This is a genomic window from Paenibacillus sp. FSL R7-0297 (assembly GCF_038009025.1).
GTDB lineage: Bacteria > Bacillota > Bacilli > Paenibacillales > Paenibacillaceae > Paenibacillus_AQ.
Window position 1 is genome coordinate 4,044,030 of sequence record NZ_JBBPAQ010000001.1, and the last position, 23,750, is coordinate 4,067,779.

A 23,750-nucleotide genomic window follows, 5' to 3' on the forward strand; every position below is an offset into this window, starting at 1 on the left:
CTGCAGGAAAGGTACGGCCCCCGCCGCCGTAAGGGCGGGTGGCCAGTCCTTCCAGCCCATGCGCAAACTTAATTGAAGGAGAGAATAACCGATGGAGCGGAGTGTAATAGAGAATAAAGCGGCAACGCCTCTTCGCAGGAGAGAGCCCATACATCTACTGAAGGAACTAAAAGCTATTTTTTATCTGGTCCCCTTTCTGGTACCGTTTACAGTGTTCTACTTGTGGCCAGTAATCAACGGAGCCTGGATGAGCCTGCATGTCTGGGGCATTCAGGGGATGCAGAAGTATGTTGCATTGGCTAACTATAAGAAAATCTTAGAGAATCCGGATTTCTATTCGTATTTGTGGAACTCATTCTATTTTGTGCTGCTGTGCGCACCAACCGTACTGGTACTTGGACTGGTGCTCGCGCTGATCATCAATCAGAGAATTTGGGTACGGACCCTGATCCGCTCCGTATTCTTCCTGCCGTATGTCCTGTCCGTCTCAGTGGTCAGCTTCATCTGGCTGAAGCTGTTCGACGCAAAGAACGGTCCGGTGAATGCTGTATTGCATGTACTTGGCATGAACACGGATATCAACTGGCTCACGGACCACAGGTTCGTGTGGTGGGCGATTACCATAGCGACAGACTGGTGGAGCGTCGGGTTTGTGATGGTGCTGTTTCTGGCAGGGCTGCAGGAAATACCTACCGATCATTATGAAGCTGCGAAGATCGATGGTGCGAATGCCTGGCAGAGATTCTGGAGCATTACACTGCCGGGGCTGTCCAGTGTGATGAAGATCCAGATCTTTTATCAGATTATCAACTGCCTCAAGCTGTTCGGACAGGTGCAGATTATGACCGGCGGCGGGCCGGGAGATTCCACTAATACCATGATCCGCTATATTTATGTCACGGGGTTTAAGAAGGATATGTTCGGCCTGGCCGCAGCGCAATCGATGATCTTCTGCTTCATTATGCTGCTGATCGCCGTGGTTCAATTCAAAATCACAGACCGCAAAGACGGATAGGAGGGAGACGTTCATGAAGAAGCTTGCTTTAAATATTGCTGCTGTTCTGCTTGCGCTGCTGTTTGTTTTTCCGCTGATCTGGATGTTCCTCACCTCCCTGAAGCCTGACGGTGTGAACGTATATACGCTGGCTGATTGGGTGAATTGGTCAGATCTGAATACCGATAACTATGTCAAAGTCATCCGGGACTCGCAAATTCTGCATTGGACGTGGAACAGTCTGGTCATAGGTGTCCTCACCACCGTTATTTCTATTCTGCTCAGCTCGCTGGCGGCATTCTCCTTCTCGAAGCTGCCTTTCCGGACACGGGGAATATTCTATGTGCTGATCGTTTCGGGTCTGCTGATTCCGACAGAAGCTATACTGATTCCGCTCTATGAAACTGCGCTGCATCTGCAGCTGATTGATAACATCTGGGCGATTATCCTGCCCGGGCTGACCAACCCGATCGGCATTCTGCTGCTGAAGCAATTCATGGACGGGGTACCCAGGGATTATATTGAAGCCGCGCAGATTGACGGCAGCCGCAGCTTCCGGTTATGGTGGAGTATCTGTCTGCCGCTTACGCGCTCAGCCATGGTCTCTGTGGGAATCTTCTTCTTCATCCTCTCCTGGAATAACTTCCTGTGGCCTTATCTGGCGATTACCTCAGAAGAGAATATGATTCTTTCGGCAGGGCTGCCCACCTTTTTGTCGAATAATAACATGTCGCTCAATCTGATTATGACGGCAAGTGCCATTGCAGCAATACCGACGATCCTGGTGTTCATTCTTTTACAGCGGCATATTGTCCAGGGCGTGGCGATGTCCGGTGTCAAAGGTTAATTCTTAAACGGGGAAAGGATAGTGGGCATGCTTACATCTCCTGAGAGTTCTGCCAGGCCCATGCGGCTCCGCTTGATATCCTGGATCAAAATTATAAAGAGCAGCATGCGCTATAAGTGGATGCTGCTTCTTGTTCTCTTCTCCTTGACACCGCTGGTGGTCATGGGGATTATTTCATTTTCGATCTCCAAATCAACGATCAACCACAAAGTAACCGAATATTCCGAGCATCTGCTGTACCAGACCGCCGATAATCTGGATACCCGGCTGGGGGTGTACAAGGACATGATGATGCAGGTGCTGAACAACAACGAGATCGTAGGCATGCTGCGGACCCTTGATCGGACAGACGCGGCCAGTTATGATGTGGATAGTCTGTCGCTGACCACGAAGCTGTCTACGATTGTGGCGATCAATCAGGATGTGCAGTCCATTTCTTTTGTATCCGGCAAGCATTATATTAAGGGAATCTACCGCTGGAACAAGCGCACGCCCTCCGAGGTAGAGCCGTTCCTGCAGACGCTTGAGGGCGGCAGCAACTTCCGCTGGTATCCGACCCGCTACGGGACCTATGTAGACAGTCTGAATTCGCAGAGTACCCATGTCTTCTCGGTAGCCAAGCAATTGTACAAAATATCCGATGACAGTCCGCTGGGGATTGTGGCTGTCCTGGATATCCGGGAGGATGTCATTAAGGAGCTGGTCTCGAAGGCGGTAAGCAACAACCGGGACCTGCAAAGCTTCGTGATGGACGGCCGCGGCATGCTGGTCTCCTACCCGGACAGCGGACTGATTGGCAGAAGTGTGACTGAGGTGCTGGGTGAGGCGGGTTACGAGAAGCTCATAGGCTCCGGCCCTGAGGAGACGAGATTTCCACTCACGTACAAGGGCGACAGCCTGATTGTGAATGCTAAGAAGCTGCACACCAATGACTGGGTGGTTGTGAATGTGATTTCCAAGGCGGCGCTGTACCAGGATTCGAACCGTCTGCTGCAGATTTTCATCTTCGTCGGGCTGCTCTGCATAGTCTTCTCGGTCATTGCTGCACTGGTGCTGGCGAATTCCATTACGAATCCGATTCTGAAGATGATCCGTCTGATGCGGCAGGTGATGTCCGGCGAGCTCAGCGTCCGCTATAAAGCCAAAAGCCGGCATGACGAAATCGATATTCTCGGCGATAATTTCAACTACATGGTTGTGCGGATCGACGAGCTTTTGAAAGCGGTATATCTGGAGCAGGATCAGAAACGGATGGCGGAGCTCAAGGCATTGCAGGCGCAGATTAACCCGCATTTTCTCTACAACACGCTGGATATTATTAAATGGACGGCCTTGATTCAAAAAGCCAACAACGCAGCAGAGATGGTCAGCTTATTGTCACGCCTGCTGCGGATCAGTCTGGGCAAAGGGGAAGAGACGGTTACGGTGGAAGAGGAAATCGAGCATGTGCAGTGTTATCTGGGGATTCAAAAGTTCCGCTTCAACTTCAATATTGAGACCGTGGTTGAGATGGACGATGAAGTCCGCCACCTGCGGACACCCAAGCTGATACTGCAGCCGATTGTGGAGAACGCGATTATCCATGCTTTTGGAGAGATGGAGTCCGGCGGGAGCATCCGTATATCGTGCAGCAAAGCGCCGGGCAATCTGGTATGGTTCGAAGTAGCGGACAACGGGAAGGGGATAGACCCGGCGCTTGCGCGTAGTCTGCTGGCCGGGCAAGCGCAAGAGGAGGAGAAATCGGGTGGCATTGGACTGGCCAATGTGGATGAACGGATTAAGCTGATTTGCGGAAAAATGTACGGCATTGAGATTCACAGTGAGCCTGGTACAGGAACGTCAATACGAATCAAGCTGCCACTCATGACAGAAGATATAAGGGGGAACCGCTGAGATGCACCGGGTCATTATCGTAGAAGATGAATTTATCGTAAGATATGGAATCCGGTCGATGATTAATTGGGAGTCCATCGGGATGGAGGTCATAGGCGAAGCGTCGAACGGCAGGGAAGCGCTCGAGGTGATGGCAGCCGGGCTGCCGGATATTCTGATTACCGATATGAAAATGCCTGTAATGGACGGCATCGAGCTAATCGCCGAGGTACGGAAGCTCTCACCGGATATCAGGATTATTATCCTTAGCAACCTCGAAGATTTCCAGTATGCCAAGGAAGCGATCAGACATAGTGTATCCGAGTATATGATCAAATCGGATATGATGCCGCGTGACTTTGAACTGGTGCTGCTTAAATTGAAGGAAAGCCTGGAGGCGGTGCAGAAGAACGTGCCCGTCTCTTCCCCGGCTGCTTACCCGGAGCAGGTGCATAAGGAGAATTTCCTGCTGGAGCTCATGGAGCGGGGGGCGGTTCAGGGGCAGATAGACAAAAGTAGACTCGCACAGGCGGGACTTGCGGATTCACGGCCGCTATATTTGCTCCATATTAGCCTGGGCAGCAGTGCTGAGCCGGGGTATGGGCAAGGACAGAGCGTGATCCGCAGGCTGCTGGAGCAGATTTGGGTTGAGCGTACCCTCGGGTATGAGATGTTCCCGGACAGACAGGGGGAGCTTAATATTATAGTAACCACAGAGCTTAACTCAGAGCCTGCAGGGTTTGCCTGGTTAGACTTCGTGCGCCGCTGTAGTGAAGAGCTTATCTGCCGCTTATCGGCCCAATCTAGCTGGACTGCAACGATTGGTCTTAGCGGAGTGAACGGGCAGTGGGCAGAGCTGAAGAATGCTTATGTCCAGGCCGTGGAAGCTGCCGGGCAGAAGCTGTTTATGGGAAGCGGGCGTGTTCTGGTTCACGGCAGCGAAGAACTGAAGGCGCAAGTACCTCCGCTTGAGGCACTTCAGATCAGCAGCCGCCAGATCCAGTCTATGGTGTACGCCTTCCAGACCAGAGAGCTGGAGGAGTATCTGAATCAGCTGTTCGGGCAGCTGGCTGTGCGCCGGGATGCGGATCTCGTGCAGATTATCTCCCTAGAGCTGCTGATGATCTTAACAACCTTGTGGCCCGATGTATCCAGGGATGCAGAACAGGTTCTGGAGCTCAAGAAGCAGTACTTCGACGAGCTGTCGATGCTGGAAACGCTTGAACAGAGCCGGCTATGGTTCATGCAGGCCTTCGAAACGCTGGTAGAGCATATGATAGAGATGTATAACAGCGACCGGAACAGCATTATCAAGGCAACCCAGTATATTCAGCAGTACTATGATCAGGAAATTACGCTGCAGTCGATCAGCCGGCTTGTACACCTAAGCAAGAATTATTTCGCCAACCTGTTCAGGAAGGAAGTAGGCGAGAGCTTCCTGGAGTATCTGACCCGGATCAGGATTGAAAAGGCCAAGATTCTGCTTACCGGAGAACTGAAGGCTGGAGATGTCGGTACCTTGGTCGGGATTCAGGACCCGAAATATTTCTCCAAAGTGTTCAAGAAGATCACCGGTGTCTCTCCGTCGGAATATCGCGTGCTGGTCCGTAAGAGCGGCCAATGAGGGCTGGGATGGTGGAATTTAGTGCAAACGCTTACAAATTATGACTGAAGTGAGCCTGTTCCGGAAAGGGGGAGTGAGATGAAAACCATGGGCCGTATGCTGCCCGTTCTGCTGCTGTATCTGTTCCTGCTGCCGGGCTGTGCAGAGCTCTCTTCCGGGAATCAGAGTACCCTGGAGAGCACAGCGCCTGTCGAGGTGTCGTTCTGGAATCCGTTCGGAGGCGGCGAAGGTGAATTCGTTGAGAGGATTATCAAAGATTATAATGCTTCCCAGAGTGATGTGTTTGTGAAGCAGCTCAGACTTGAATCAAACGAATATTATGCCAGGCTGAGCACTGCTCTGTCCTTCGGCAAAGGGCCTGATGTAGCCGTCGTCCATGCGGACCGGTTGTCGCCGTTCATCAAGGCGGGGCAAATTGTACCGTTGAATGCTCTGGCTGAGCAGGACGGATTCCAGTGGAGTGAAATCGGTGAACAGAACCTGCAGAGCGTCAGCTACAGCGGACAATATTATGCGGTCCCGCTCGATACGCATTTTCACATGCTCTATTACAACAAGCATATATTGGCCAAGGCCGGATTGCTTACGCCATCTGGAACACCGAAGCTCGAAGAGAATACTCCCTCAGGGTTCATCCGTATGCTGCGACAGATCGCTGCGCGGGTTCCGGGAGTACAGCCGATGGCGGTCAACACTCCTTATTTCCAGGAATCGTTCCTGGATCTGTATTATGAGGCAGGCGGAGAGCTGTTTAGTCCCGATATGAAACATGCAGCGGTCGATAATGAGAAGTCGGTGAAGGTCCTCAACTTCTACCAGCAGCTGTTCGAAGAGGGATTAAGTGATCTGAACGATAATACACCTTGGGACTCCTTCTATAACGGCCAGGCCGGACTGTGGTTCGGCGGAGTATGGGAAGCGGGCCATCATCTGGGCAATGATGACCTTGATATTGGTATTATGTCTCTCCCGCCGATCTTCGGCAGCGCCGCCCATTGGGGAAGCTCACATACGCTGGTTGTTCCGGCTTACGTCAGCGAAGAGGAGCAGGCAGGCGCGATGGACTTCATGAAGTATTTCTCAGAGGTGGGCGGGCATATCTGGGGGGAGGCGGGGCATGTCCCGGCGAATCTTGACATCGCAGAGAGCCGGGCTTACCGGGAGCTGCCTTACCGCGCCCAGTTTATCCAGTCCAGGGATCAGGTGAAGTTCGCCCCGCAAACCGATAAATATGCGGCTCTGTTCACTGCTATGTCAGAGGAACTGCAGAATATTATCCGCCACCGGATTGAGCCGGAAGCAGGATTGAAAGTGCTGGAGAAGAGCCTGAACCAAATATTGGCGAATTAATTAGCGAAATGCAGGGGCTCTCCCCGGTAATCAGGTAATCAATTCAAGCACCGGACAGAAGCCGGGATTCGTGGAGCATAACATTGCTGTGAATTCCGGTCGTTGCTTCGACAGTACAGCGAAGTAGCTTCTTAGCACATGATTGAGCTCAACCGTGCCATTCTGGAAAGATAATGAGTACAGCGTCTGCACATGGGTGTAATAGTATTTTTTCTCATGCCGGGGCAGCTTGTAGATGGTAGGTGGAACGTAGGTGGCGACATCAAAAAGATTGGCATAACGGAAACTGCTGCGGACATAGCTGCTGAAAGCTTTGGCAAATGCAGGGTCACCCGCACGCGGGGAGCCATACGTATACAGGCGGGGAGAACTGTGGGCTGAATTAGCAGCAATATCTATAGCACATAAGGTTGCTAGAGCCCCGCCAAGGCTGTGGCCTGTAACGTATACCGTTTTCTCTGGTGACAAGGTGCCGAGTACGGAGAGGATTTCCTCCCGTGCCGACGAATAAATATCTGTGAAGCCTCTGTGCGTCAGGCAGTCCTCGCTGATATATTTGAACTTCTTTTGCGCAGCATTCATGTTCGAGAGCCAATTGGTGGTCGAACTGCTTCCGCGCCAGGCAATAATAATCTCCTGCGGTGATTCCAGAATGAAGCCAAAGGGCTCGGAGATCCCGCCCATGGATCTCGCCCGGAAATTATGCACGACCGAGAAGTCCGCCGGAACCACGAACGAACCATCCGCATGTTCAAATTGTGCATAGGTCTGTCCGCAGACGGCAGCCAGAAAGATGGCCCATTCCTGTTCATTCCGCATGTTACCCATCCCGCATCCCGCCCTTCTTTCTATCTGTGTATGATCAGCAGGCGGGATTGGTGCCTATGGAACCTTTATGAATTCGCGATTGCGTCGAAATCCACATCCGTCAATTGTTTGGATACTTCCCACAATCTGGCTGCCACAGCGGCATCCAGCCCCTGCGGAGCGATCTTGCCGGGCTTTGGCAAGCCCCTTGTTTCTGAGAGTCTGCCGGGACCATAATAAGTTCCGGACTTCGCGTCCGGCGATGTCGCGGCGAACAGAGTTGGAAGCGCGCCTTGCGCAGCCGGCTGGAACAAGATCGGCCCCAGGAACCTGCGTAGAATCCCCGCTGTGCTGTTCGGCCCGGCCCCATTAAGAAGCAGGTCCGTGCGTGAAACACCCGGATGAACCGGAAGGCTCAATAGGCCCCAGCCCGATGCGTCACTGCGCCGCTGCAGCTCCAGTGCGAACATGATCATGGCAATTTTTGATTGCGCATAAGCTTCCATGGCATGATAACGGCGTTCGAATTGCAGGTCGTCAAAATGGATTGAGCCGCTCCGGTGGGCAACACTGCCCAGGCTTATTACACGCGGTTTATTTCCTTTGCGCAGTAAAGGCATCAGATGTGCAGTCAACGCGAAATGTCCAAGGTAATTCGTACCGAATTGAAGCTCAAAGCCATCTTTCGTGATTTTGCGGGTAGGCGGTGTCATCACCCCTGCATTATTGATTAACAGATCAAGACTGTGCCGTCCCTTATTCATCCTTGCGCCGAACGCCTGTACCGACTCTAGGCTGGCAAGATCCAGCTCTTCAAAACGGATATTGGCTGAGGTAACACTGCTGCGGATTTTTTTCACCGACTCCGCTCCTTTTGCGGCATTGCGGCCAGCGAGTATGACTTCTGCCCCGTTTTTTGCCAGCTCCAGCGCCGTTTCGTAGCCGATGCCTCCTGTGCCGGTGACGATGGCTGAGCGGCCCCGCTGTGAGGGGATATTTGAAGCTGTCCATTTAGGGAATTTTTCCATCTTCTCTTTCTCTCCTTTGTCTGTATCTATGGCCCATACCATAATGCTTAACATCCGGCGTCTGAATTGTAAGTTGACCAGCCGTTCGATATACTTAATGTTAATACTTAGAGGCTTATCGAAGTCAAGCAGTCTTTAAAATACCTATTTCGAGGTGAAAGAGGATGTACAGTATCAATGAAGTAGCTGCGATTTGCGAGGTGACTGCGCATACGCTCCGCTTTTACGATAAGGAGGGGTTATTGCCCTTTGTGGGACGAAACGGGGCGGGAAACCGCATATTTTCTGATGGCGATTTATCACTAGTCAAAGTGATTTGCTGCCTGAAAAACACCGGAATGCCTATTAAAGATATCAAGAAATACATCGAATTGATTATGGAAGGCGATTCGACCAAGGAAACACGGCGCAGCATTATGATCGAGCACCGTAAGGAAGTACTGCGGCAGATGGATGAATTGAAGAAAAATCTGAACATTATTGATTTGAAGGTTGCTCTCTATGACACCAATAATTACGATTTGCTACGGGAGATATAACTGCTGGTAGTTAGAGTTATCTCTAAGTGTTGATAGCCAAAACAATACATACATAAGAAGATTTCAGCCGCTATCAGTAATTTCATACATAGCTTGGAGGTTTGAATTTTGATCGAGGAACGTATTTCATTAGGACAGCTAGCGATAAACGTCAGGTATTCTTTAAATGGTAAGCCTATTATTCTATTTCTACATTTCAGCGGCGGAAATTTGAACATGTGGGAGGGCATTCTCCCGCAGTTCCAGCAGGACTACAGCATCATTGCTCCCGATCTCCGGGGACATGGTAAGTCGGACAAACCGGAAACCGGCTATCATATCGATGAGATGGCGGAGGATATGTACAGGCTGCTGCAGCATCTGCAGGTAGATAAGTGCCATATCGTCGGCAGCTCGATGGGAGCTGAGGTTGGTCTCAGTCTGGCGGCGGCGCATCCGGAGAGGGTATTGTCTCTGGTCTGCGAAGGTGCACTTAATAATGAATTCGGCGAATATGGAATATTCAATGGTACCGCGGAAGAAATAACGCAGAGAAAAGAACAGCTTCGTGCAGAATTGGGTGAGCGGGAGGAACGGATGTTCAACAGCATAGAGGAGTATGTTTCCGAACAACGGGCGGAGCTGACAAAGGAGGGGCTATGGAATCCATATTTCTCCGCCTTCTATGAGAACAGCCTGCAGCAGCTGCCAGACGGTAAATATACCTATTGTTATTTAAATCGTGTCCGGACCGAATATATCGTAAAGTACTGGGATCTGTCGTTTGAGCAGTATTATCATAAAATAGAGTGTCCCGTACTATTCCTTCCCAGCGAAGAAGAGTGGGGTGACGAGTCCATCCGACGCAGTCTAGACGCTTTCGCAGGGCTGTTGGACAGCTACGAAATCACGCGCATTCCTGACTCCCTTCATGCTTATGTCTGGATGCAGCTGCCGATTCCGGCAGGCCAGGCCGTGAAGGATTTCCTGAACAAGCAGCTGTGATCACTGATAAAGAGCCCGGTTCTGGAGAAGCTTCTCCAGGACCAGGCTCTATTTTTGTTAGCTTTTAATCAGAGCTGCTCTCATCCTTAACTTCACGGTCCGGCAGTTGTGTAACATAACTGTCCGACATCCTCAGAAGCTCAAGTGCCCGGGTGAATTCATCCTCTGTCGATTGCAGGAGCTCCGTCCCGTCACCGGATAATGTATAATGCTGGCCGTCCTCGAACCCGCTGCCGGATAAGAAGAGCTCTTCGTTATTAACGAAGGAACCTGTAGGCAGATAATAGCGCTGCGGCAGCAGATTATAATGGGTCTGATTCAACAGATCCTGTCCAAAATGAATATGATAGTCCAGCGGTACACCGAGTAAATTCGCTACAGTAGGGAGAATGTCAACCTGTCCGCCTAGCTGCTCCTTCACACTTGGAGACGTAATGCCGGTAGCTGAAATGATGAGCGGGATATTAATCAGATCGCGTTCATTATATTCATGCCCCAGAATTTCCTCCATTAAGACTTTATCATCATCCTTGAGCGAGAAAATAGGAAGTCCCCGGTGATCGCCATAAAGCACAACCACACTGTTATCCCATACCCCGCTGCTTTTGAGTTCGTCCATAAATTGACCCAGTGCATAATCCGCATAGTTCTCGGCCCGGATATAGTTTCCAACGAGTGTACCTTCATAACGTTCCGGCAAGGTCATCTTGTATTTGCTCTCTGGAATGGTGAATGGATTATGCGATGACATCGAGATCACATGTGAATAGAAGGGCTGTTCACTTTGGTCCATCCGGGCCAGCTCTGCAGATGTTTTGTTGTACAGGACTTCATCCGATGAACCATAGAAGACAAGATCCTCTTCACCGAAGTAAGCCTTATCATAATATCGGTTGAAGCCAAGTGCATTGTACAGCTCTCCGCGGTTCCAGAAATCGACTTCATTCGTATGGAAGGTTGCGGTATCGTAACCTTGGGCCTGCAGCAGCTTCGGCAAGCTGGGCAGATCTTTCGGTGCATACATTTCCGTCGCCGGACCATCCGGCGGAACATAGAAGGAAGTATTTACGATGAATTCGGCATCCGATGTGTTACCTTGACCCACCTGCTGAAAGAAACGGGGGAAGTAGTAGCTTTCGGAGGCAAGCTTGTTCAAATTAGGTGTGATTTCCGTTCCGTCAATTGAAAGGTTGATCAGAAAGTTCTGGAAAGATTCCATTTGCAGGATGATCAGATTCTTACCCTTGGCGGCCCCGTACAGAACCGGATTCGCTAGGCTCTGAATGCCTTTGGTTTTATCGATGCCTGCCTGTGAGATCTCCGCTTGATCAATCTGCTCTTCCTCCGGTTCACCCAGCAGGGCATAAGCTTCATAATTGAGAATCCCCATTTGTTCGGCTTTGACATTCTCGTTCATACTTGCCTTGTTCGGAAAAATATTCATCAAACACATAACAAGTGAAACACAGAACAAGGCAGCGACCGCCTTGCGGTTACTGGGACGGGACATCGAGTGCTTCCAAGCCAGCGCCTTCTTGCGTCTGAGCATAACCAGGCTGATAATAATAATGTCTACGAAAATAAGCATATATTGAGGGTGCACGACGGCGAATATACTTTTCTTGACGGCTCCCACCTGCTTGACCTGGCCGAAGACCTGAGAAGTAGCAATAATGCCAAAATGATTATGATAGACAATCAGAGAGAAGAATAAAACGGTAATGAGCAGATTGACGAGCATATAGATGGCAATTTTCCGCTTCGTGGCGAACCATTCGATGAGGCAGAACAGCAGCAGCACAAAAGGAATCTCTTTCAGCCATGTGGTCCAGGTCGGCCCGTCTTCGAACAGGTAATACCAGGCGAAATAGCTTTTAACTAGCATAATTAGGGAGAAGAATAGAATCGATCTTTTACTTAGCGAGCGTGATTCCTTAAACGGCATTGCGTATGCGCATCCTTTTCTATTTAATCTTTTCATTTTATTACATGGGAGAGTTCAAAATCAACTAGATTTGAGGCAGCGGAATTGAAAATAAAGATGTAAATCAGCAGCTTTTACGTTATCCTCATATAAGCGATCCGAAAAAACAGTAAAGAACTTAATCAGTGCAGGAGGAACATAGATGTCAAAAGAATTCTCACGGCAATATACCGAAAGTGTGAAGCTGGAATTATTGAACAGACTCGGACTGAAGCAGGTCTACTTCAAAGGGCAGCAAGGTGATGATCTGCTGTATGAGGCAACCGGATTTGAACGCGGCACGGCGCATAAATTCTGTGTCCGGACGAAGAAGGGAACCATCGACGAGTGGGTAGGCGGCAAATGGATGAAGGTCCGCAGCTTCACGATTGCTACTAGGCGGGAGGGATCAGAATGAGTGGGGACGCCCATTTACAGGTACAGCGGCTGGCTGAGATAGAGCATTTGAAGATTCATGGCAGAACGACAGGCGACCTGGACCCGGTTACGTTATTCTGGACGGGAAGTGCCATCGAGCTGAATGTCCAGGCTTCCGGGCTGTGGATTGAGGTGGAATCCGGTTATGACCAATACGAATCATGGATCAGTATCTTGATCAACTCCGTTCCGGTCAGCAGACAGATGTTGAATGCCGGAAGGCACTGGATCTGTGTATTCCGGGGGATGAACCCTGACACGGTGAAGAATATCCGGATTGTAAAAGAGGTCCAGGCGATGAGCGGCGACCCGGGCTGCTATTTGCAGTTCCATGCGGTCCGCACAGATGGGGAGTTCCTGCCGGTTGAAGCGAAGCCCTACCGGCTTGAGTTCATTGGTGATAGCATCACTTCAGGTGAAGGCGTTATCGGAGCCCGGGAAGAACTGGACTGGATACCGGCCTGGTTCAGCGGAGTGCATAATTATACGGCTATGACAGCAGACGCAGTTCAGGCAGAATACCGGGTGATCTCGCAGAGCGGCTGGGGTGTGCTCACCAGCTGGGATAACAATCCGAAGGGTAATCTTCCAGATATCTACGAACAGGTCTGCGGCCTGCTTACCGGAGCCCATAATGAAGCATTGGGAGCACATAAGGTGAATGATTTCGGGTCCTGGCAGCCCGATGTGGTGGTCGTTAATCTTGGCACCAACGATGACGGTGCATTTCATTCTCCGGAATGGGAAGATGAAGGTACGGGACAGAGATATAAGCAGCGGCTGAAGGAAGACGGCAGTTATCATGAAGACGATCTGTCAGCTTTTGAGGCGGCAGTGGTGAATTTCCTGGGCAAGCTGAGACGGTATAACAACACTGCCCATATTCTCTGGGTGTATGGCATGCTGGGCATTCCGCTGATGCCGGCGATTTATCGTGCTGTGGATGCTTATAGGAAGGCCACGGGCGATAAGAAGGTGTCAGTGTTTCAATTGCCGGATATGACGGACGAAACGGCGGGAGCAAGAACCCATCCGGGATTACTGGCCCATCAGCAGACTGCTCAAGAGTTAAGCGGCTATATTAAGGGATTGTTATCAGGACTATAGGCAGGCCGATAATCAAGTTCTTATTAATAGTGCGGGAATAATGGTTAAGTGACGCTCATCAACGGATGGGCGTTTTTTGCTGTGTCAGGCGTGCCCGGAATTTATGATATTCGTCTGTTGGGGATAGGTTTCATTGGAATTTAGAGCAAAGCCTTCTCCGTCAGAAGGATGAATGTGTTCTTATAGGAGTCCCTCTGATCCCGCCGAAAGCGGGCGGTATGAGCGAATCCAAGGGATAAATCCCTCTAAATAGCGGGCGGGAGGCGTAAATGAGGGGTCGAAGTGCCCCTGAATCCGCCAAAAGCGGGCGGGAGGCGTAAATGAGGGGCAGAAGTGCCCCTGAATCCGCCGAAAGTGGGCGGGAGGCGGGAATGAGGGGCAGAAGTGCCCCTGAATCCGCCGAAAGTGGGCGGGAGGCGTAAATGAGGGGCAGAAGTGCCCCTGAATCCGCCAAAAGCGGGCGGGAAGCGTAAATGAGGGGCAGAAGTGCCCCTGAATCCGCCGAAAGCGGGCGGGAAGCGTAAATGAGGGGCAGAAGTGCCCCTGAATCCGCCGAAAGTGGGCGAGAGGCGGGAATGAGGGGCAGAAGTGCCCCTGAATCCGCCGAAAGCGGGCGGGAAGCGTAAATGAGGAGCAGAAGTGCCCCTGAATCCGCCGAAAGCGGGCGGGAGGCGGGAATGAGGAGCAGAAGTGCCCCTGAATCCGCCGAAAGCGGGCGGGAAGCGTAAATGAGGAGCAGAACTCCACAGCCCCCTAAAGAAGTTGGAGTCCTCCCCCACAAAAATGTAAACTAGATACAGGAGGAGGATGAACGGAATGGGACACTTAACAGGAACAAGAGAGAAGGCAGCGCAAGAGGTGTTGTCTGGCATTAAGGCGGCGGTGGTTGCTCGAAAGTATGGGGTGACTCCATCAACGGTGAATCAGTGGGTGAGGGATTACCGGGAAGCCCATGGGGAGCAAGATCATCCGTATCCCCAGGACCAGGTGGAGGAACGGAAGCGCCTGCTGGACGTCGAGCAGAAATATGAGAAGGCCGTCAAGATGCTCGGTGAAAAGGAGTTAGAGATTGAGATTCTGCGTGAACTGCTAAAAAAGCCAACCCCTGCTTATCCGAAAAAATCGAGGTAGCCGATATGTTCATTAAGCAGGGGAATACCGCAGCCTTGGTGCTCCGTCTCGTGGGGCTAGCAGAGTCTACGTACTACGACCGTAAGAAACGCAAGAAGCAGGAGGCGCAGGCCGTCCCCCAGGGGCGTGGAAGACCCCTACCCGGCTACTCCCTGACCGAGTCGGGAGAGAAGATTAGCGACGAGCAGATCCAGGAAATGCTCCTGGAACTGGTCGCTGGAGAAGAGCACGTGTACGGGTACAAACTGCTGGCCAAGTGCTTGTGGAACCAGCACGGGCTGAGGCTCAACCACAAGAAAAGCTACCGGCTGTGTCAGGCGCTGGAGATCCTGCAGCCCCAGCGTCAGAAGCGCTTTAAGCATCCCCGGAAGCTGCCGGAGAACCGAGTCATTACCGGAGCGGGCCAGCTCTGGCAGATGGACATTAAATACGGGTATGTGGCGGGCCGGGACCGGCATTTCTTCGTCCTGAGCATTATCGATGTGTTTACCCGGGTTATCGTCGGGTATCACCGAGGATCGTCGTGTGAGGCCAAGCACGCCTGCCAGACGCTGGGACGCGCCATGGAGCAACACTGCGCCCCTGGCAGCGCGCGCCCGGTGATCCGCACCGACAACGGCCCCCAGTTCATCAGCCATCTGTTTGGCGACATGTGTGAAAGCTGGGAGATGACCCATGAACGCATTCCGCCTCGAACGCCGGATTTAAATGCTTTTATTGAATCGTTCCACAGCAATATCGATCGGGATTTGTTCCGCAAAGAGGCCTTCGACACGTTCGAAGAGGCCTATGAAGCCGTGGACCGGTACATGGACTTTTACAATAACCGCAGAATGCATACGAGTCTTCGCAACATGCCGCCAGCTACCTTTGCGGAGTGGGTGCTGACCCTAGAAGACCAGTCCTGCTTCTTCTGGCCGAGAGAAAAAGCGAAATAAAGAGCAAGGCTACGACAAGTACCGATTTTATACGGAGGACTCCGGGATAAGGGGGTCGCACCGAGAAGTGCCCCTGAATCCGCCGAAAGCGGGCGGGAGGCGTAAATGAGGAGCAGAAGTGCCCCTGAATCCGCCGAAAGTGGGCGAGAGGCGGGAATGAGGAGCAGTATTGCATTGCGCTTAATTTCCCAGGGAACTGTACAGAGGTAGCTGTCAGAAGAAGTCTGAGGGGAGTAAGTGGTGGCCTAATATCTCCTAAGTTACACAGGCCGGATAAGCTGCATAATGCATACACTCCAGTTGGATTCTTCCGCCGGGCGACGTTGTTCTTGTTAATTAATTGACATTCAAACCGTCCGGACGGTATAGTAAATGCAGAGGTGATTCACTTGAACAGTAAATCCAAACGTAGTCTGATTCTGGCGGCCGCTTCAAACGTCGTGAAGCATCAAGGAATTGAGAAGCTTACGCTTGAAGTAGTAGCCGCCGAAGCAGGGGTTAGCAAAGGCGGTCTGCTGCATCATTTTCCGAATAAGGACGCCTTAATTCAAAGCATGGTGTCAGGGATAACGAATGACTTCATAGCAGATGTTCAGAATAGGGCAGCCCGGGATACACGGGATCAAGGGAAATGGAGCCGGGCCTATCTGAAGTCCACCGTTGAAGCAGATAAGGAAGAGCAGGGCATGAACGTAGCGCTTAACGCAGCGCTTTTTAATAACGGGGATCTGCTGGAAGAGCTTCGTGAACAGTACTCGGTCTGGCAGCAGAACATGGAGAACGATGGACTTGATCCGGTGATCTCCTCGATTGTCCGGCTGGCTGTAGACGGCCTGTGGTTATCGGAGGTATTTGGAATCGGTGAAATCAGCGGTGAAATGCGGGACAAGGTCGTCAGCAAATTGCTGGAGATGATTAATTAGGAGGCAACCCAAGTGAATTCTTATGTATTATTGTCGTTAGCTATTGTGAGTGAGGTCTTCGGCAGCTCCATGCTTAAGGCATCGAACGGGTTCAAAAGACTGCTTCCATCCATTGCGGTGGTCGCCGGCATGGGGCTGGCGTTCTTCAATCTGTCACTCGCGCTGAAGGAGATCCCCCTCGGGACGGCTTATGCCATCTGGTCGGGTGTGGGAACGGCGTTAACCGCATTAGTTGGCGTACTGGTCTATAAAGAAAGTCTGAATGTCAAAAAAGTAGCAGGACTGCTCCTCATCATTGGCGGTGTGGTGCTCCTGAAGCTTTCAACGGAGGGTTGAACTGTGAAAAGTTATCTTGCACTAAGTATTGCCATCCTCTCGGAAATCTTTGGCACGACAATGCTCAAGCTCTCCGACGGATTCAGCAGTGTGCTGCCGTCTATCGGGGTAGTGATTGGAATGGGTGTGGCCTTTTACAGCTTGTCCATTAGTCTCCGAACCATACCGTTAAGCCTGGCTTATGCCATCTGGTCAGGTGTGGGAACGGCGCTGACTGCACTCATCGGTATCCTGATCTGGAAGGATCCCTTCAACCTGCTCACCGGCATTAGTCTGCTTACCATTATCGGGGGGCTCGTCTTGCTGAATTCCTCTAGTCATGCCGGGCAGGCAGCAGAGCATACACCCGCCAAATAGCATAGAAATAACACAAGACTGATTGGAGCCATGACATAGGCCTCCATCAGTTTTTTTGTGAAGATATGAATCCATAGGTGAGATTAGGTCTTGCCTATCCAGCCTCCGGTATGCTGAAATGGAAGGGGATACGAATTGAAGTGGGCGATAAGGAGAGACCGGAATGAGGAAGATGTACATTATAGCTGCCGTATGGCTCAGTCTGCTACTGCTTGCGGCATGCAGTGATGGCGTCAGTAACGGTTCAGGCGGGAATAGCGCAGACTCAAGTCTGGCTGCGCCTCCGGCGGCGGGTAATCGGGCATTTCATGAACCAGATCGTACAAGCGGGCCTGGAAGCAGTGATCCAGTGTATTCCGGACCTGTGTACAAGGTTGTAATCGATCCGGGTCATGGCGGTGAAGACCCTGGTGCGACTTCTGTGAGCGGACGGTTTGAGAAGGAGTTCAACCTCAGCGTATCACAGGCAATAGCAGCGAAGCTGGCGGATGATCCGCAGCTTCAGATTGAGCTTACCCGGACCGGGGATGCTTTCATATCCACGCATGAGCTGTACCGGCCGGAGTTCGCGAATGACCTCCCGGCAGATTTATTTATCTCCATCCATGGTAATACCTATGAGGATGCATCGGCATCGGGTACGGAGTCCTTTTATTATCATGACGAATCACTGGCTTTTGCCGAAACTATACATAAGCATGTCATTCAAGCCACGGGTCTCAACGACCGCGGAGTTAAGGTTGCAAACTTTTTTGTCCTGCGCGAGACGGAGATGCCGGCTGTGCTGCTGGAACTGGGATATTTAACGAACCCCGGCGATGAGGCGAAGATGTGGACCTCAGCGTTTCAGGAAGGAGTTGCCTCTGCGATCGTGGATGGAATTAGAGACTATTTGCAGTTGGATTGAAGGGATAGCAGTTATGTCATATTGAATAAGGAGAACTTATGAACCGGATTCTAATTCTCGGATCAGGAGGCTCGGGCAAATCCACCTTGGCACGGCAGCTCGGCGGTCTGCTCCTTCTTCCGGTTGTGCATCTGGACGCCCTTTTCTGGAACCCGGACTGGATTCCCACGCCGGATGAGGAGTGGGACGGGCTAGTCCGGCAATATACGGAGCAAGAGCAGTGGATTATAGACGGCAATTATTCAAAGACCATGGATATGAGGATCAGGCGTGCGGATGTCATCATTTTTCTGGATCTGCCCAGGCTCTTATGCATGTACCGGATTGTGAAGCGGCGTCTGATGTACCATAACCAGACCAGACCCGATATGAACGAAGGCTGTCCGGAGAAGCTCGACTTTGCGTTTGTGAAATGGGTCTGGAGCTACAAGACACGAAGCCGCGACAACACCATTGCGAGACTCCGGCAGGCCGGCGCTCATCAGCAAGTCATCACCGTTACCTCCAGACGACAGGTCAAGGCGTTAATCAGGAGCTTTGCGGATGCCGGACCGGTAGGCTAAGTATTCTTGTTGTGCAGGACTATAGAAGAATGGGGAGTGTTACCGGAGAGCCCGTTGTGTGTGTTATGGGTTCTTTGGGGTGTATCTACTGAGGATTAACGCCGCCGATACAGCCCCTTTCGGTCCAGCTGCAGCTGGCTTGAGCTCAGAAGAATGATGAATTCCTCCACAGCGGATATGGTAGCTACGGTACATACAACAGCAGTCCAGACTCCTTGATGAATATACGGAAGCAGCAGAGGTGTGATAAATAACAGGAGTCCGGCGAGTTTGTTGCCATAGGTATGAATGCTCCCGTAGGTCCGGAATTTGCGCAGCGCGGTCAGCATGGAGGCACCACGGATTAAGGCGATCAGCATGATCCAGAGGAGAACCCCGGGTGTAAGTCCAAGGAACGGATACAATGTATATAATGCAGCGCCTACCAGCGTCATGTCGGCCAGGGAGTCAAGCTTGGCGCCGAGGCTGCTGATTGTTCCGGTTTTTCTGGCAATCGGCCCGTCCAGCATATCTGTGATTCCGCACAGGATATAGACAATAGTGAAGCCCGCGCCCAGCGGCTCAAGCCAGAACAGCAGGAGTGCCAGCAAGGTCCGGCTGAGCGTTATGCAGTTGGGTACAAGCTTCATTTTCAGCCTCCGTCCTTCTGCTGGGAGAATTGCTTTTATATATTATCTATGCTTTATTATTGTCGGTGGACAAGAACAAAGTCCCATAAGAATTCGAAGCACGACTTTTCTGTTTTAAGGGACCAAGTTCTTGTCCTGAGCAAAGGACAAGAACTTGGTCTCTTTGTGGAAATGGACAAGAACATGCTACTATTGCCAATTCGATTAACATCTAATTATTAACTCATTTGGGCTCCAGGTATGAGAACGGTAATCAAACAGGGAATCCATCTTTTGGAAAATTCAAATAGTAAAGTATCTCAACTAAAAAATTTAGAGTTGGGCATAGAACTGACTTTTTTATTTGAGGAAAGTAAAGGGAATTCTCAAGTACGTTCATATTGTTCAACTTTAATGACGCGCATCAGCAACTTAATTGCCACTTACTCTAAATCTATATTTGATAATGACGAATATAAAATTGGTTATCCATCTGATACTTTACTTCCATCTAAAACATGGGGGAGAACTAACAACTCAATCGATTTAGAACTTGAATTTTAATGATTATTTTCTCGGATTAACAGATGATCCCAAACTAAAGTAAAAAAACTGAGTACTTAACTATCTGTTGATAATCAGAGAGCAGTGCAAACAGCTCGTAAAAGTGGAGGAGAAGGTAAGAAGGATCGCTGATTGGGGACTCGAGCACGAATTTGATCAGCTTATATCCTTTATTTGAATACTAAATGTTGATACGAAAGGCGCTCCTTTCCATCTGGAATAAGCGCTTTTTTTGTACTGTGAATAATTTGAAAAAATTACTTCTAAATACATATTTCGACATTACGTTTCCAGTTTATGTGATATTATTTGTCTAAATGTATCTTTAAATTACATAAGCTTTTCCAATAAAAACAAGGGATGTTGGACGATGGGGATAACCGCTGAAGTACACGAGGAGGACAAGCGTAAGGAAGGAGAGCCGGAGGTTCCGGTTTTGGATACTGGCCTGCAGTGTTTGATCCTGATCGCCAACTATCACAATGTTTCGGCCGACTACGATCAGATACGGCATTCCCTGGCCATTGACTGTGAAGGCATGAACACGCTGCAGATGCTGCAAGCAGCCAAGGAGCGGGGGTTTAAAGCCAAGAAGGCCGAAGTAAAGCTCGAACGGCTGCGGAAGCTTCCATTACCGGCTGCACTGCGCAAGAAAGAGAGCGGATATGTTGTACTCGCCAAGGTTAATGAGTCGGAGTTTTTAATTCTGGACCCGTTGATCGGTATACCGTCCAACCTGAGTGCAAATGAGCTGGCTGGTATGTGGAGCGGAGAGCTCATCTTGTTTGCGCCTCAATTCAAATCGGAGCACAGCGAGGCATTCGGCATTAAGTGGTTTTTGCCGGCGTTGTGGAAGCACAAGAAGATTTTGGCCGAAGTTCTGATTGCTTCGTTGTTCCTCCAGCTGTTCGGGCTTGTTTCACCGATGATAACCCAGGTCATCATCGATAAAGTGCTGGCACATCACGGGCTGTCAACGCTTAATGTTCTGGCCATCGGACTGCTGGTTATCATCGTGTTTGAACTGATCCTGAGCATCAGCCGGAACTATGTGTTTACCCATACGACCAGCAGGGTGGACATTACGCTCAGCTCAAAGCTATTCAGCCATCTGTTTCGACTTCCGCTATCTTATTTCGAGAATCGCAGAACGGGAGCCACAATCGCCCGGGTCCGTGAGCTTGAGAATATCCGGCAGTTCCTGACCGGCTCGCCGTTTACGGCGGTGCTCGACGTGTTGTTTATTGCGGTATATATCGCCGTCATGTTTGCCTACAGTACCCGGCTAACCTTTATCGTACTCGGCACGCTTCCGTTTTTTGCACTTCTTTCTATCATCTTTACCCCTTTGCTCCGCAGCAGGCTCGAAGAGAAATTCCAGCGCGGATCGGAATCCCAGTCCTATCTAGTAGAGGCCGTATCCGGCATACAGACGATCAAGTCGTTTGCTTTAGAGCCGATTTCCCAAAAAAAGTGGGAAGGCCTGCTTGCGAATTACACGCGTTCCAGCTTCAAACTGCTTATTTTGTCAGGCACGGCCGGCTCGCTCGCCCAATTTATTCAGAAGATTTCCAATCTCGCCATCCTGTTTTACGGAACCCATCTGGTACTTGCCGGAACGATCACAGTCGGGCAACTGATCGCCTTTCAAATGCTGGCCGGGCGGGTCAGCGATCCCGTACTACGCCTGGTCCAGATGTGGCAGGAGTTCCAGCAGACGGGCATATCGATTGATAAATTAAAGGATATATTTCTCGTCAAACCAGAACCCACCATTTCCGCGTCCAAGACCCGGCTGCCGCGCATCCGCGGACAGATTCAGTTCGAATCGGTAACGTTCCGCTATAAAGTGGACGGGCCAGAAATCGTGCGCAAATTGTCTTTCGCCATACCGCCCGGTACGGTCGTCGGCATTGTCGGGCGCAGCGGCTCGGGCAAAAGTACGGTATCCAAGCTGATCCAACGCCTGTATGTTCCGGAATCGGGCAAAATTCTGATCGACGGGGTTGATATCTCCCTGGCCGATCCCTCGTGGCTGCGGCGTCAGATCGGAGTCGTGCTCCAGGAAAACTACCTGTTCAGTGGGAGTATCCGCGAAAATATCGCGCTTAACAATCCGTCGGCTAATATTCAGGACATCGTACGCGTCGCCCGCCTGGCAGGTGCGCATGACTTTATTATCGAAATGCCGGAAGGCTACGATACCCTGGTCGGAGAACGCGGGGAAGGTTTGTCTGGCGGCCAAAGGCAGCGGATCGCCATTGCACGGGCGCTGCTCGGCAATCCCAGAATTCTTATCTTTGATGAAGCGACCTCAGCGCTGGACTATGAGTCCGAGCGGATCATTCAGAACAATCTGCAAAAAATCTGCGAAGGCCGGACCGTCATCATTATCGCCCACCGGCTATCTACGCTGAGAACCGCTAGCCGCATTATGGTTATGGACAAAGGAAATCTCATTGAAGCGGGGGCGCATGAAGCGTTACTAGCCAAAAAAGGGTTGTATCACTATCTCTATAATCAGCAGGAGAGGGAATAACATGTTCGGATTAAAAAAGGATCGTCTAGAGTATGAATTTCTGCCTGCCGCGCTCGAAATCGAGGAAACGCCGCCTTCTCCTTTAGGCAGATGGCTTATTTGGCTGATCGTCGTCCTATTTCTCCTTATCTTGTCCTGGTCTTATTTGGGGAAGGTAGATGAGGTAGCGACGGCTAGAGGCAAAGTCATTCCCGACGGTAGAACAAAGGTACTTCAGCCGCTGGAAGGCGGCACGATCAAGGCTGTGCTCGTGAAAGAAGGGGAGCATGTGTCGGAGGGCCAGGTTTTGGTAGAGCTGGATTCTACCACCTCCACGGCCGACATCCAGGAGCTGGACAAGCAGATTTACGTCGCCAGGCTGCAAAAGGCGATGCTGGAGGCGGAGCTTAAAGGCGCAGCGTTCAAGGGTCTTGAAGAGGAGAACCTGGATCCGTCCGTGAAGACCGCGGAAATACTGGGCATGCAAATGCAGCTCCGCGAGGCACGCGACGAGGAATTCAGTAGCGGCAGGAAGGAAGCAGAGCTCCAGGTTTCTCAGACCGAGCAGGAGCTGGAGCTTGAGAAGGCCGCCCTGGAGCTGGCTAACAAGGATTACTCGCTGGCAGCGATGAAGGCTGAGGGCAGCGCCGAAGAGGGGTTTGAGGATAGCGCCAGCCTTCTTCAAGCCGACAATGATCTGAATAAAGCCAAGCTGCAAATCTCTTCGCAGGAGACAAAAGTGCAAAAAGCGGAAAATGCGCTTGCGGAAGCGAAGCAAAACGTTGTTTCGCTTGAAGAGCGGCATAAACGCACCATTCTGGACGAGCTGGTCGAAACCGAGAAAACGCTGTACAGCCTGGAATCCGAGCTTACTAAGGCTAATAAGAGATACGAGCTCCAGCAGCTGACCTCTCCGGTGGACGGCACAGTGCATGGCCTGTCTTCCTATACGATCGGCGGGGTCGTAACGAGCGCCCAGGATGTAATATCCATCGTTCCAGACGATACTCCTCTTATCGTCGAAGCGACTATTGCCAACCAGGATATCGGCTTTATCAAGAAAGGCCAGGAAGCTAATCTGAAGGTGGATACGTTTCCTTTTCAAAAATACGGGTACCTGCAGGGGGAAATTACCTATGTCAGCCCGGACGCTTTCGAGGATGAGAAGCTCGGTCCCGTCTTTAAAGCGAAGCTGAAAGTGGTTTCAGACACTACTTCAAGCGGAAGCTTCATCCGGATGACGCCAGGGATGTCGGTCACAGTTGAAGCCAAGACCGGCAAACGGCGGATCATCGACTTTTTCCTGTCCCCTCTCAAGAAGGCGATGGACGAGAGCTTTACCTTAAGATGAC

The 23,750-nt window shown here is 51.0% G+C and carries 23 protein-coding genes; 19 read left to right on the forward strand and 4 right to left on the reverse strand.

Features of this window, described 5'->3' with window-relative positions; translation table 11 throughout:
- Positions 1-91: 91 nt before the first annotated feature.
- The 5 genes from MKZ24_RS17730 to MKZ24_RS17750 all read left to right on the forward strand — a co-directional run bounded on the left by MKZ24_RS17730 (position 92) and on the right by MKZ24_RS17750 (position 6,687).
- On the forward strand, positions 92-1,015 hold the full coding sequence (locus tag MKZ24_RS17730; protein ID WP_340785037.1) for a carbohydrate ABC transporter permease: 924 nt from the start codon (positions 92-94) through the stop codon (positions 1,013-1,015).
- Between the two features lie 13 nt (positions 1,016-1,028).
- Entirely contained in the window at positions 1,029-1,841 is an 813-nt protein-coding gene (locus MKZ24_RS17735) for a carbohydrate ABC transporter permease (RefSeq protein WP_042138366.1), read from the forward strand.
- Between the two features lie 105 nt (positions 1,842-1,946).
- Positions 1,947-3,734 carry a cache domain-containing sensor histidine kinase gene (locus MKZ24_RS17740; protein ID WP_340785041.1) on the forward strand — a complete coding sequence of 596 codons (1,788 nt, stop codon included), beginning with the start codon at positions 1,947-1,949 and terminating at the stop codon, positions 3,732-3,734.
- 1 nt (position 3,735) lies between these two features.
- On the forward strand, positions 3,736-5,337 hold the full coding sequence (locus tag MKZ24_RS17745; RefSeq protein ID WP_042237379.1) for a response regulator: 1,602 nt from the start codon (positions 3,736-3,738) through the stop codon (positions 5,335-5,337).
- Positions 5,338-5,415: 78 nt separating this feature from the next.
- Positions 5,416-6,687: an ABC transporter substrate-binding protein gene (locus MKZ24_RS17750; protein WP_340785044.1), complete on the forward strand. Its 1,272-nt coding sequence runs from the start codon at positions 5,416-5,418 to the stop codon at positions 6,685-6,687.
- Positions 6,688-6,717: 30 nt separating this feature from the next.
- Here the strand turns inward: MKZ24_RS17750 and MKZ24_RS17755 are convergent, their stop codons facing one another.
- Together MKZ24_RS17755 and MKZ24_RS17760 are read right to left on the reverse strand one after the other, a co-directional pair.
- Positions 6,718-7,515, reverse strand: coding sequence for a lipase family protein (locus tag MKZ24_RS17755; protein WP_042237375.1), 798 nt, complete (start codon positions 7,513-7,515; stop codon positions 6,718-6,720).
- A 65-nt stretch (positions 7,516-7,580) separates the two neighbouring features.
- A complete protein-coding gene (locus MKZ24_RS17760; protein ID WP_081956808.1) occupies positions 7,581-8,522 on the reverse strand; it encodes an SDR family oxidoreductase in 942 nt (313 codons plus the stop codon).
- 164 nt (positions 8,523-8,686) lie between these two features.
- On the opposite strand from MKZ24_RS17760, the gene MKZ24_RS17765 reads away from it, so the two are divergent.
- Positions 8,687-9,061: a MerR family transcriptional regulator gene (locus MKZ24_RS17765; protein WP_039293820.1), complete on the forward strand. Its 375-nt coding sequence runs from the start codon at positions 8,687-8,689 to the stop codon at positions 9,059-9,061.
- Positions 9,062-9,169: 108 nt separating this feature from the next.
- A complete protein-coding gene (locus tag MKZ24_RS17770) occupies positions 9,170-10,045 on the forward strand; it encodes an alpha/beta fold hydrolase (RefSeq protein WP_052416544.1) in 876 nt (291 codons plus the stop codon).
- Between the two features lie 64 nt (positions 10,046-10,109).
- On the opposite strand, the gene MKZ24_RS17775 is transcribed toward MKZ24_RS17770, so the two are convergent.
- Positions 10,110-11,990, reverse strand: coding sequence for an LTA synthase family protein (locus MKZ24_RS17775; protein ID WP_042237370.1), 1,881 nt, complete (start codon positions 11,988-11,990; stop codon positions 10,110-10,112).
- A 181-nt stretch (positions 11,991-12,171) separates the two neighbouring features.
- On the opposite strand from MKZ24_RS17775, the gene MKZ24_RS17780 reads away from it, so the two are divergent.
- The 9 genes from MKZ24_RS17780 (at position 12,172) to MKZ24_RS17820 (ending at position 18,708) form a co-directional block, all read left to right on the forward strand.
- Positions 12,172-12,426, forward strand: coding sequence for a hypothetical protein (locus MKZ24_RS17780; protein WP_042237369.1), 255 nt, complete (start codon positions 12,172-12,174; stop codon positions 12,424-12,426).
- Positions 12,423-13,553, forward strand: coding sequence for an SGNH/GDSL hydrolase family protein (locus tag MKZ24_RS17785; RefSeq protein ID WP_042237367.1), 1,131 nt, complete (start codon positions 12,423-12,425; stop codon positions 13,551-13,553). Before MKZ24_RS17780 ends, MKZ24_RS17785 begins: the two co-directional genes overlap by 4 nt.
- Before the next feature lie 816 nt (positions 13,554-14,369).
- Positions 14,370-14,684, forward strand: a complete 315-nt coding sequence (locus MKZ24_RS17790; protein ID WP_052415919.1) for a helix-turn-helix domain-containing protein — start codon at positions 14,370-14,372, stop codon at positions 14,682-14,684.
- 5 nt (positions 14,685-14,689) lie between these two features.
- Positions 14,690-15,622 carry an IS3 family transposase gene (locus tag MKZ24_RS17795; protein ID WP_081956614.1) on the forward strand — a complete coding sequence of 311 codons (933 nt, stop codon included), beginning with the start codon at positions 14,690-14,692 and terminating at the stop codon, positions 15,620-15,622.
- A 389-nt stretch (positions 15,623-16,011) separates the two neighbouring features.
- Positions 16,012-16,545: a TetR/AcrR family transcriptional regulator gene (locus MKZ24_RS17800; RefSeq protein WP_340785055.1), complete on the forward strand. Its 534-nt coding sequence runs from the start codon at positions 16,012-16,014 to the stop codon at positions 16,543-16,545.
- A 12-nt stretch (positions 16,546-16,557) separates the two neighbouring features.
- Positions 16,558-16,881: a DMT family transporter gene (locus tag MKZ24_RS17805; RefSeq protein WP_042138348.1), complete on the forward strand. Its 324-nt coding sequence runs from the start codon at positions 16,558-16,560 to the stop codon at positions 16,879-16,881.
- Positions 16,882-16,884: 3 nt separating this feature from the next.
- Positions 16,885-17,238, forward strand: a complete 354-nt coding sequence (locus MKZ24_RS17810) for a DMT family transporter (RefSeq protein WP_042237363.1) — start codon at positions 16,885-16,887, stop codon at positions 17,236-17,238.
- Positions 17,239-17,401: 163 nt separating this feature from the next.
- The gene (locus tag MKZ24_RS17815; RefSeq protein WP_042237361.1) at positions 17,402-18,145 is read left to right on the forward strand and encodes an N-acetylmuramoyl-L-alanine amidase family protein; all 744 of its coding nucleotides are present in this window, start codon (positions 17,402-17,404) and stop codon (positions 18,143-18,145) included.
- Between the two features lie 38 nt (positions 18,146-18,183).
- Complete coding sequence (locus MKZ24_RS17820; RefSeq protein ID WP_340785059.1) at positions 18,184-18,708, forward strand: DNA topology modulation protein; 525 nt, start codon at positions 18,184-18,186, stop codon at positions 18,706-18,708.
- A 95-nt stretch (positions 18,709-18,803) separates the two neighbouring features.
- Here MKZ24_RS17820 and MKZ24_RS17825 read toward each other — a convergent pair whose 3' ends face one another.
- Entirely contained in the window at positions 18,804-19,337 is a 534-nt protein-coding gene (locus MKZ24_RS17825; RefSeq protein ID WP_042237358.1) for a CDP-alcohol phosphatidyltransferase family protein, read from the reverse strand.
- A 240-nt stretch (positions 19,338-19,577) separates the two neighbouring features.
- On the opposite strand from MKZ24_RS17825, the gene MKZ24_RS17830 reads away from it, so the two are divergent.
- The 3 genes from MKZ24_RS17830 to MKZ24_RS17840 all read left to right on the forward strand — a co-directional run bounded on the left by MKZ24_RS17830 (position 19,578) and on the right by MKZ24_RS17840 (position 23,749).
- Positions 19,578-19,880, forward strand: a complete 303-nt coding sequence (locus MKZ24_RS17830; protein WP_156123212.1) for a hypothetical protein — start codon at positions 19,578-19,580, stop codon at positions 19,878-19,880.
- Between the two features lie 370 nt (positions 19,881-20,250).
- Positions 20,251-22,419 carry a peptidase domain-containing ABC transporter gene (locus MKZ24_RS17835; RefSeq protein ID WP_340785063.1) on the forward strand — a complete coding sequence of 723 codons (2,169 nt, stop codon included), beginning with the start codon at positions 20,251-20,253 and terminating at the stop codon, positions 22,417-22,419.
- A 1-nt stretch (position 22,420) separates the two neighbouring features.
- Entirely contained in the window at positions 22,421-23,749 is a 1,329-nt protein-coding gene (locus MKZ24_RS17840) for an HlyD family type I secretion periplasmic adaptor subunit (RefSeq protein WP_340785065.1), read from the forward strand.
- Position 23,750: the final 1 nt, after the last annotated feature.

What these genes read in the sequence shown, in the direction of transcription:
- MKZ24_RS17730 (WP_340785037.1), top strand. Translation starts at nt 92, where the DNA reads ATGGAGCGGAGTGTAATAGAGAATAAAGCGGCAACGCCTCTTCGCAGG.
- MKZ24_RS17735 (WP_042138366.1), top strand. Translation starts at nt 1,029, where the DNA reads ATGAAGAAGCTTGCTTTAAATATTGCTGCTGTTCTGCTTGCGCTGCTG.
- MKZ24_RS17740 (WP_340785041.1), top strand. Translation starts at nt 1,947, where the DNA reads ATGCGCTATAAGTGGATGCTGCTTCTTGTTCTCTTCTCCTTGACACCG.
- MKZ24_RS17745 (WP_042237379.1), top strand. Translation starts at nt 3,736, where the DNA reads ATGCACCGGGTCATTATCGTAGAAGATGAATTTATCGTAAGATATGGA.
- MKZ24_RS17750 (WP_340785044.1), top strand. Translation starts at nt 5,416, where the DNA reads ATGAAAACCATGGGCCGTATGCTGCCCGTTCTGCTGCTGTATCTGTTC.
- MKZ24_RS17755 (WP_042237375.1), bottom strand. Translation starts at nt 7,515, where the DNA reads ATGGGTAACATGCGGAATGAACAGGAATGGGCCATCTTTCTGGCTGCC.
- MKZ24_RS17760 (WP_081956808.1), bottom strand. Translation starts at nt 8,522, where the DNA reads ATGGAAAAATTCCCTAAATGGACAGCTTCAAATATCCCCTCACAGCGG.
- MKZ24_RS17765 (WP_039293820.1), top strand. Translation starts at nt 8,687, where the DNA reads ATGTACAGTATCAATGAAGTAGCTGCGATTTGCGAGGTGACTGCGCAT.
- MKZ24_RS17775 (WP_042237370.1), bottom strand. Translation starts at nt 11,990, where the DNA reads ATGCCGTTTAAGGAATCACGCTCGCTAAGTAAAAGATCGATTCTATTC.
- MKZ24_RS17780 (WP_042237369.1), top strand. Translation starts at nt 12,172, where the DNA reads ATGTCAAAAGAATTCTCACGGCAATATACCGAAAGTGTGAAGCTGGAA.
- MKZ24_RS17785 (WP_042237367.1), top strand. Translation starts at nt 12,423, where the DNA reads ATGAGTGGGGACGCCCATTTACAGGTACAGCGGCTGGCTGAGATAGAG.
- MKZ24_RS17790 (WP_052415919.1), top strand. Translation starts at nt 14,370, where the DNA reads ATGGGACACTTAACAGGAACAAGAGAGAAGGCAGCGCAAGAGGTGTTG.
- MKZ24_RS17795 (WP_081956614.1), top strand. Translation starts at nt 14,690, where the DNA reads ATGTTCATTAAGCAGGGGAATACCGCAGCCTTGGTGCTCCGTCTCGTG.
- MKZ24_RS17815 (WP_042237361.1), top strand. Translation starts at nt 17,402, where the DNA reads ATGAGGAAGATGTACATTATAGCTGCCGTATGGCTCAGTCTGCTACTG.
- MKZ24_RS17820 (WP_340785059.1), top strand. Translation starts at nt 18,184, where the DNA reads ATGAACCGGATTCTAATTCTCGGATCAGGAGGCTCGGGCAAATCCACC.
- MKZ24_RS17825 (WP_042237358.1), bottom strand. Translation starts at nt 19,337, where the DNA reads ATGAAGCTTGTACCCAACTGCATAACGCTCAGCCGGACCTTGCTGGCA.
- MKZ24_RS17830 (WP_156123212.1), top strand. Translation starts at nt 19,578, where the DNA reads ATGAGAACGGTAATCAAACAGGGAATCCATCTTTTGGAAAATTCAAAT.
- MKZ24_RS17835 (WP_340785063.1), top strand. Translation starts at nt 20,251, where the DNA reads ATGGGGATAACCGCTGAAGTACACGAGGAGGACAAGCGTAAGGAAGGA.
- MKZ24_RS17840 (WP_340785065.1), top strand. Translation starts at nt 22,421, where the DNA reads ATGTTCGGATTAAAAAAGGATCGTCTAGAGTATGAATTTCTGCCTGCC.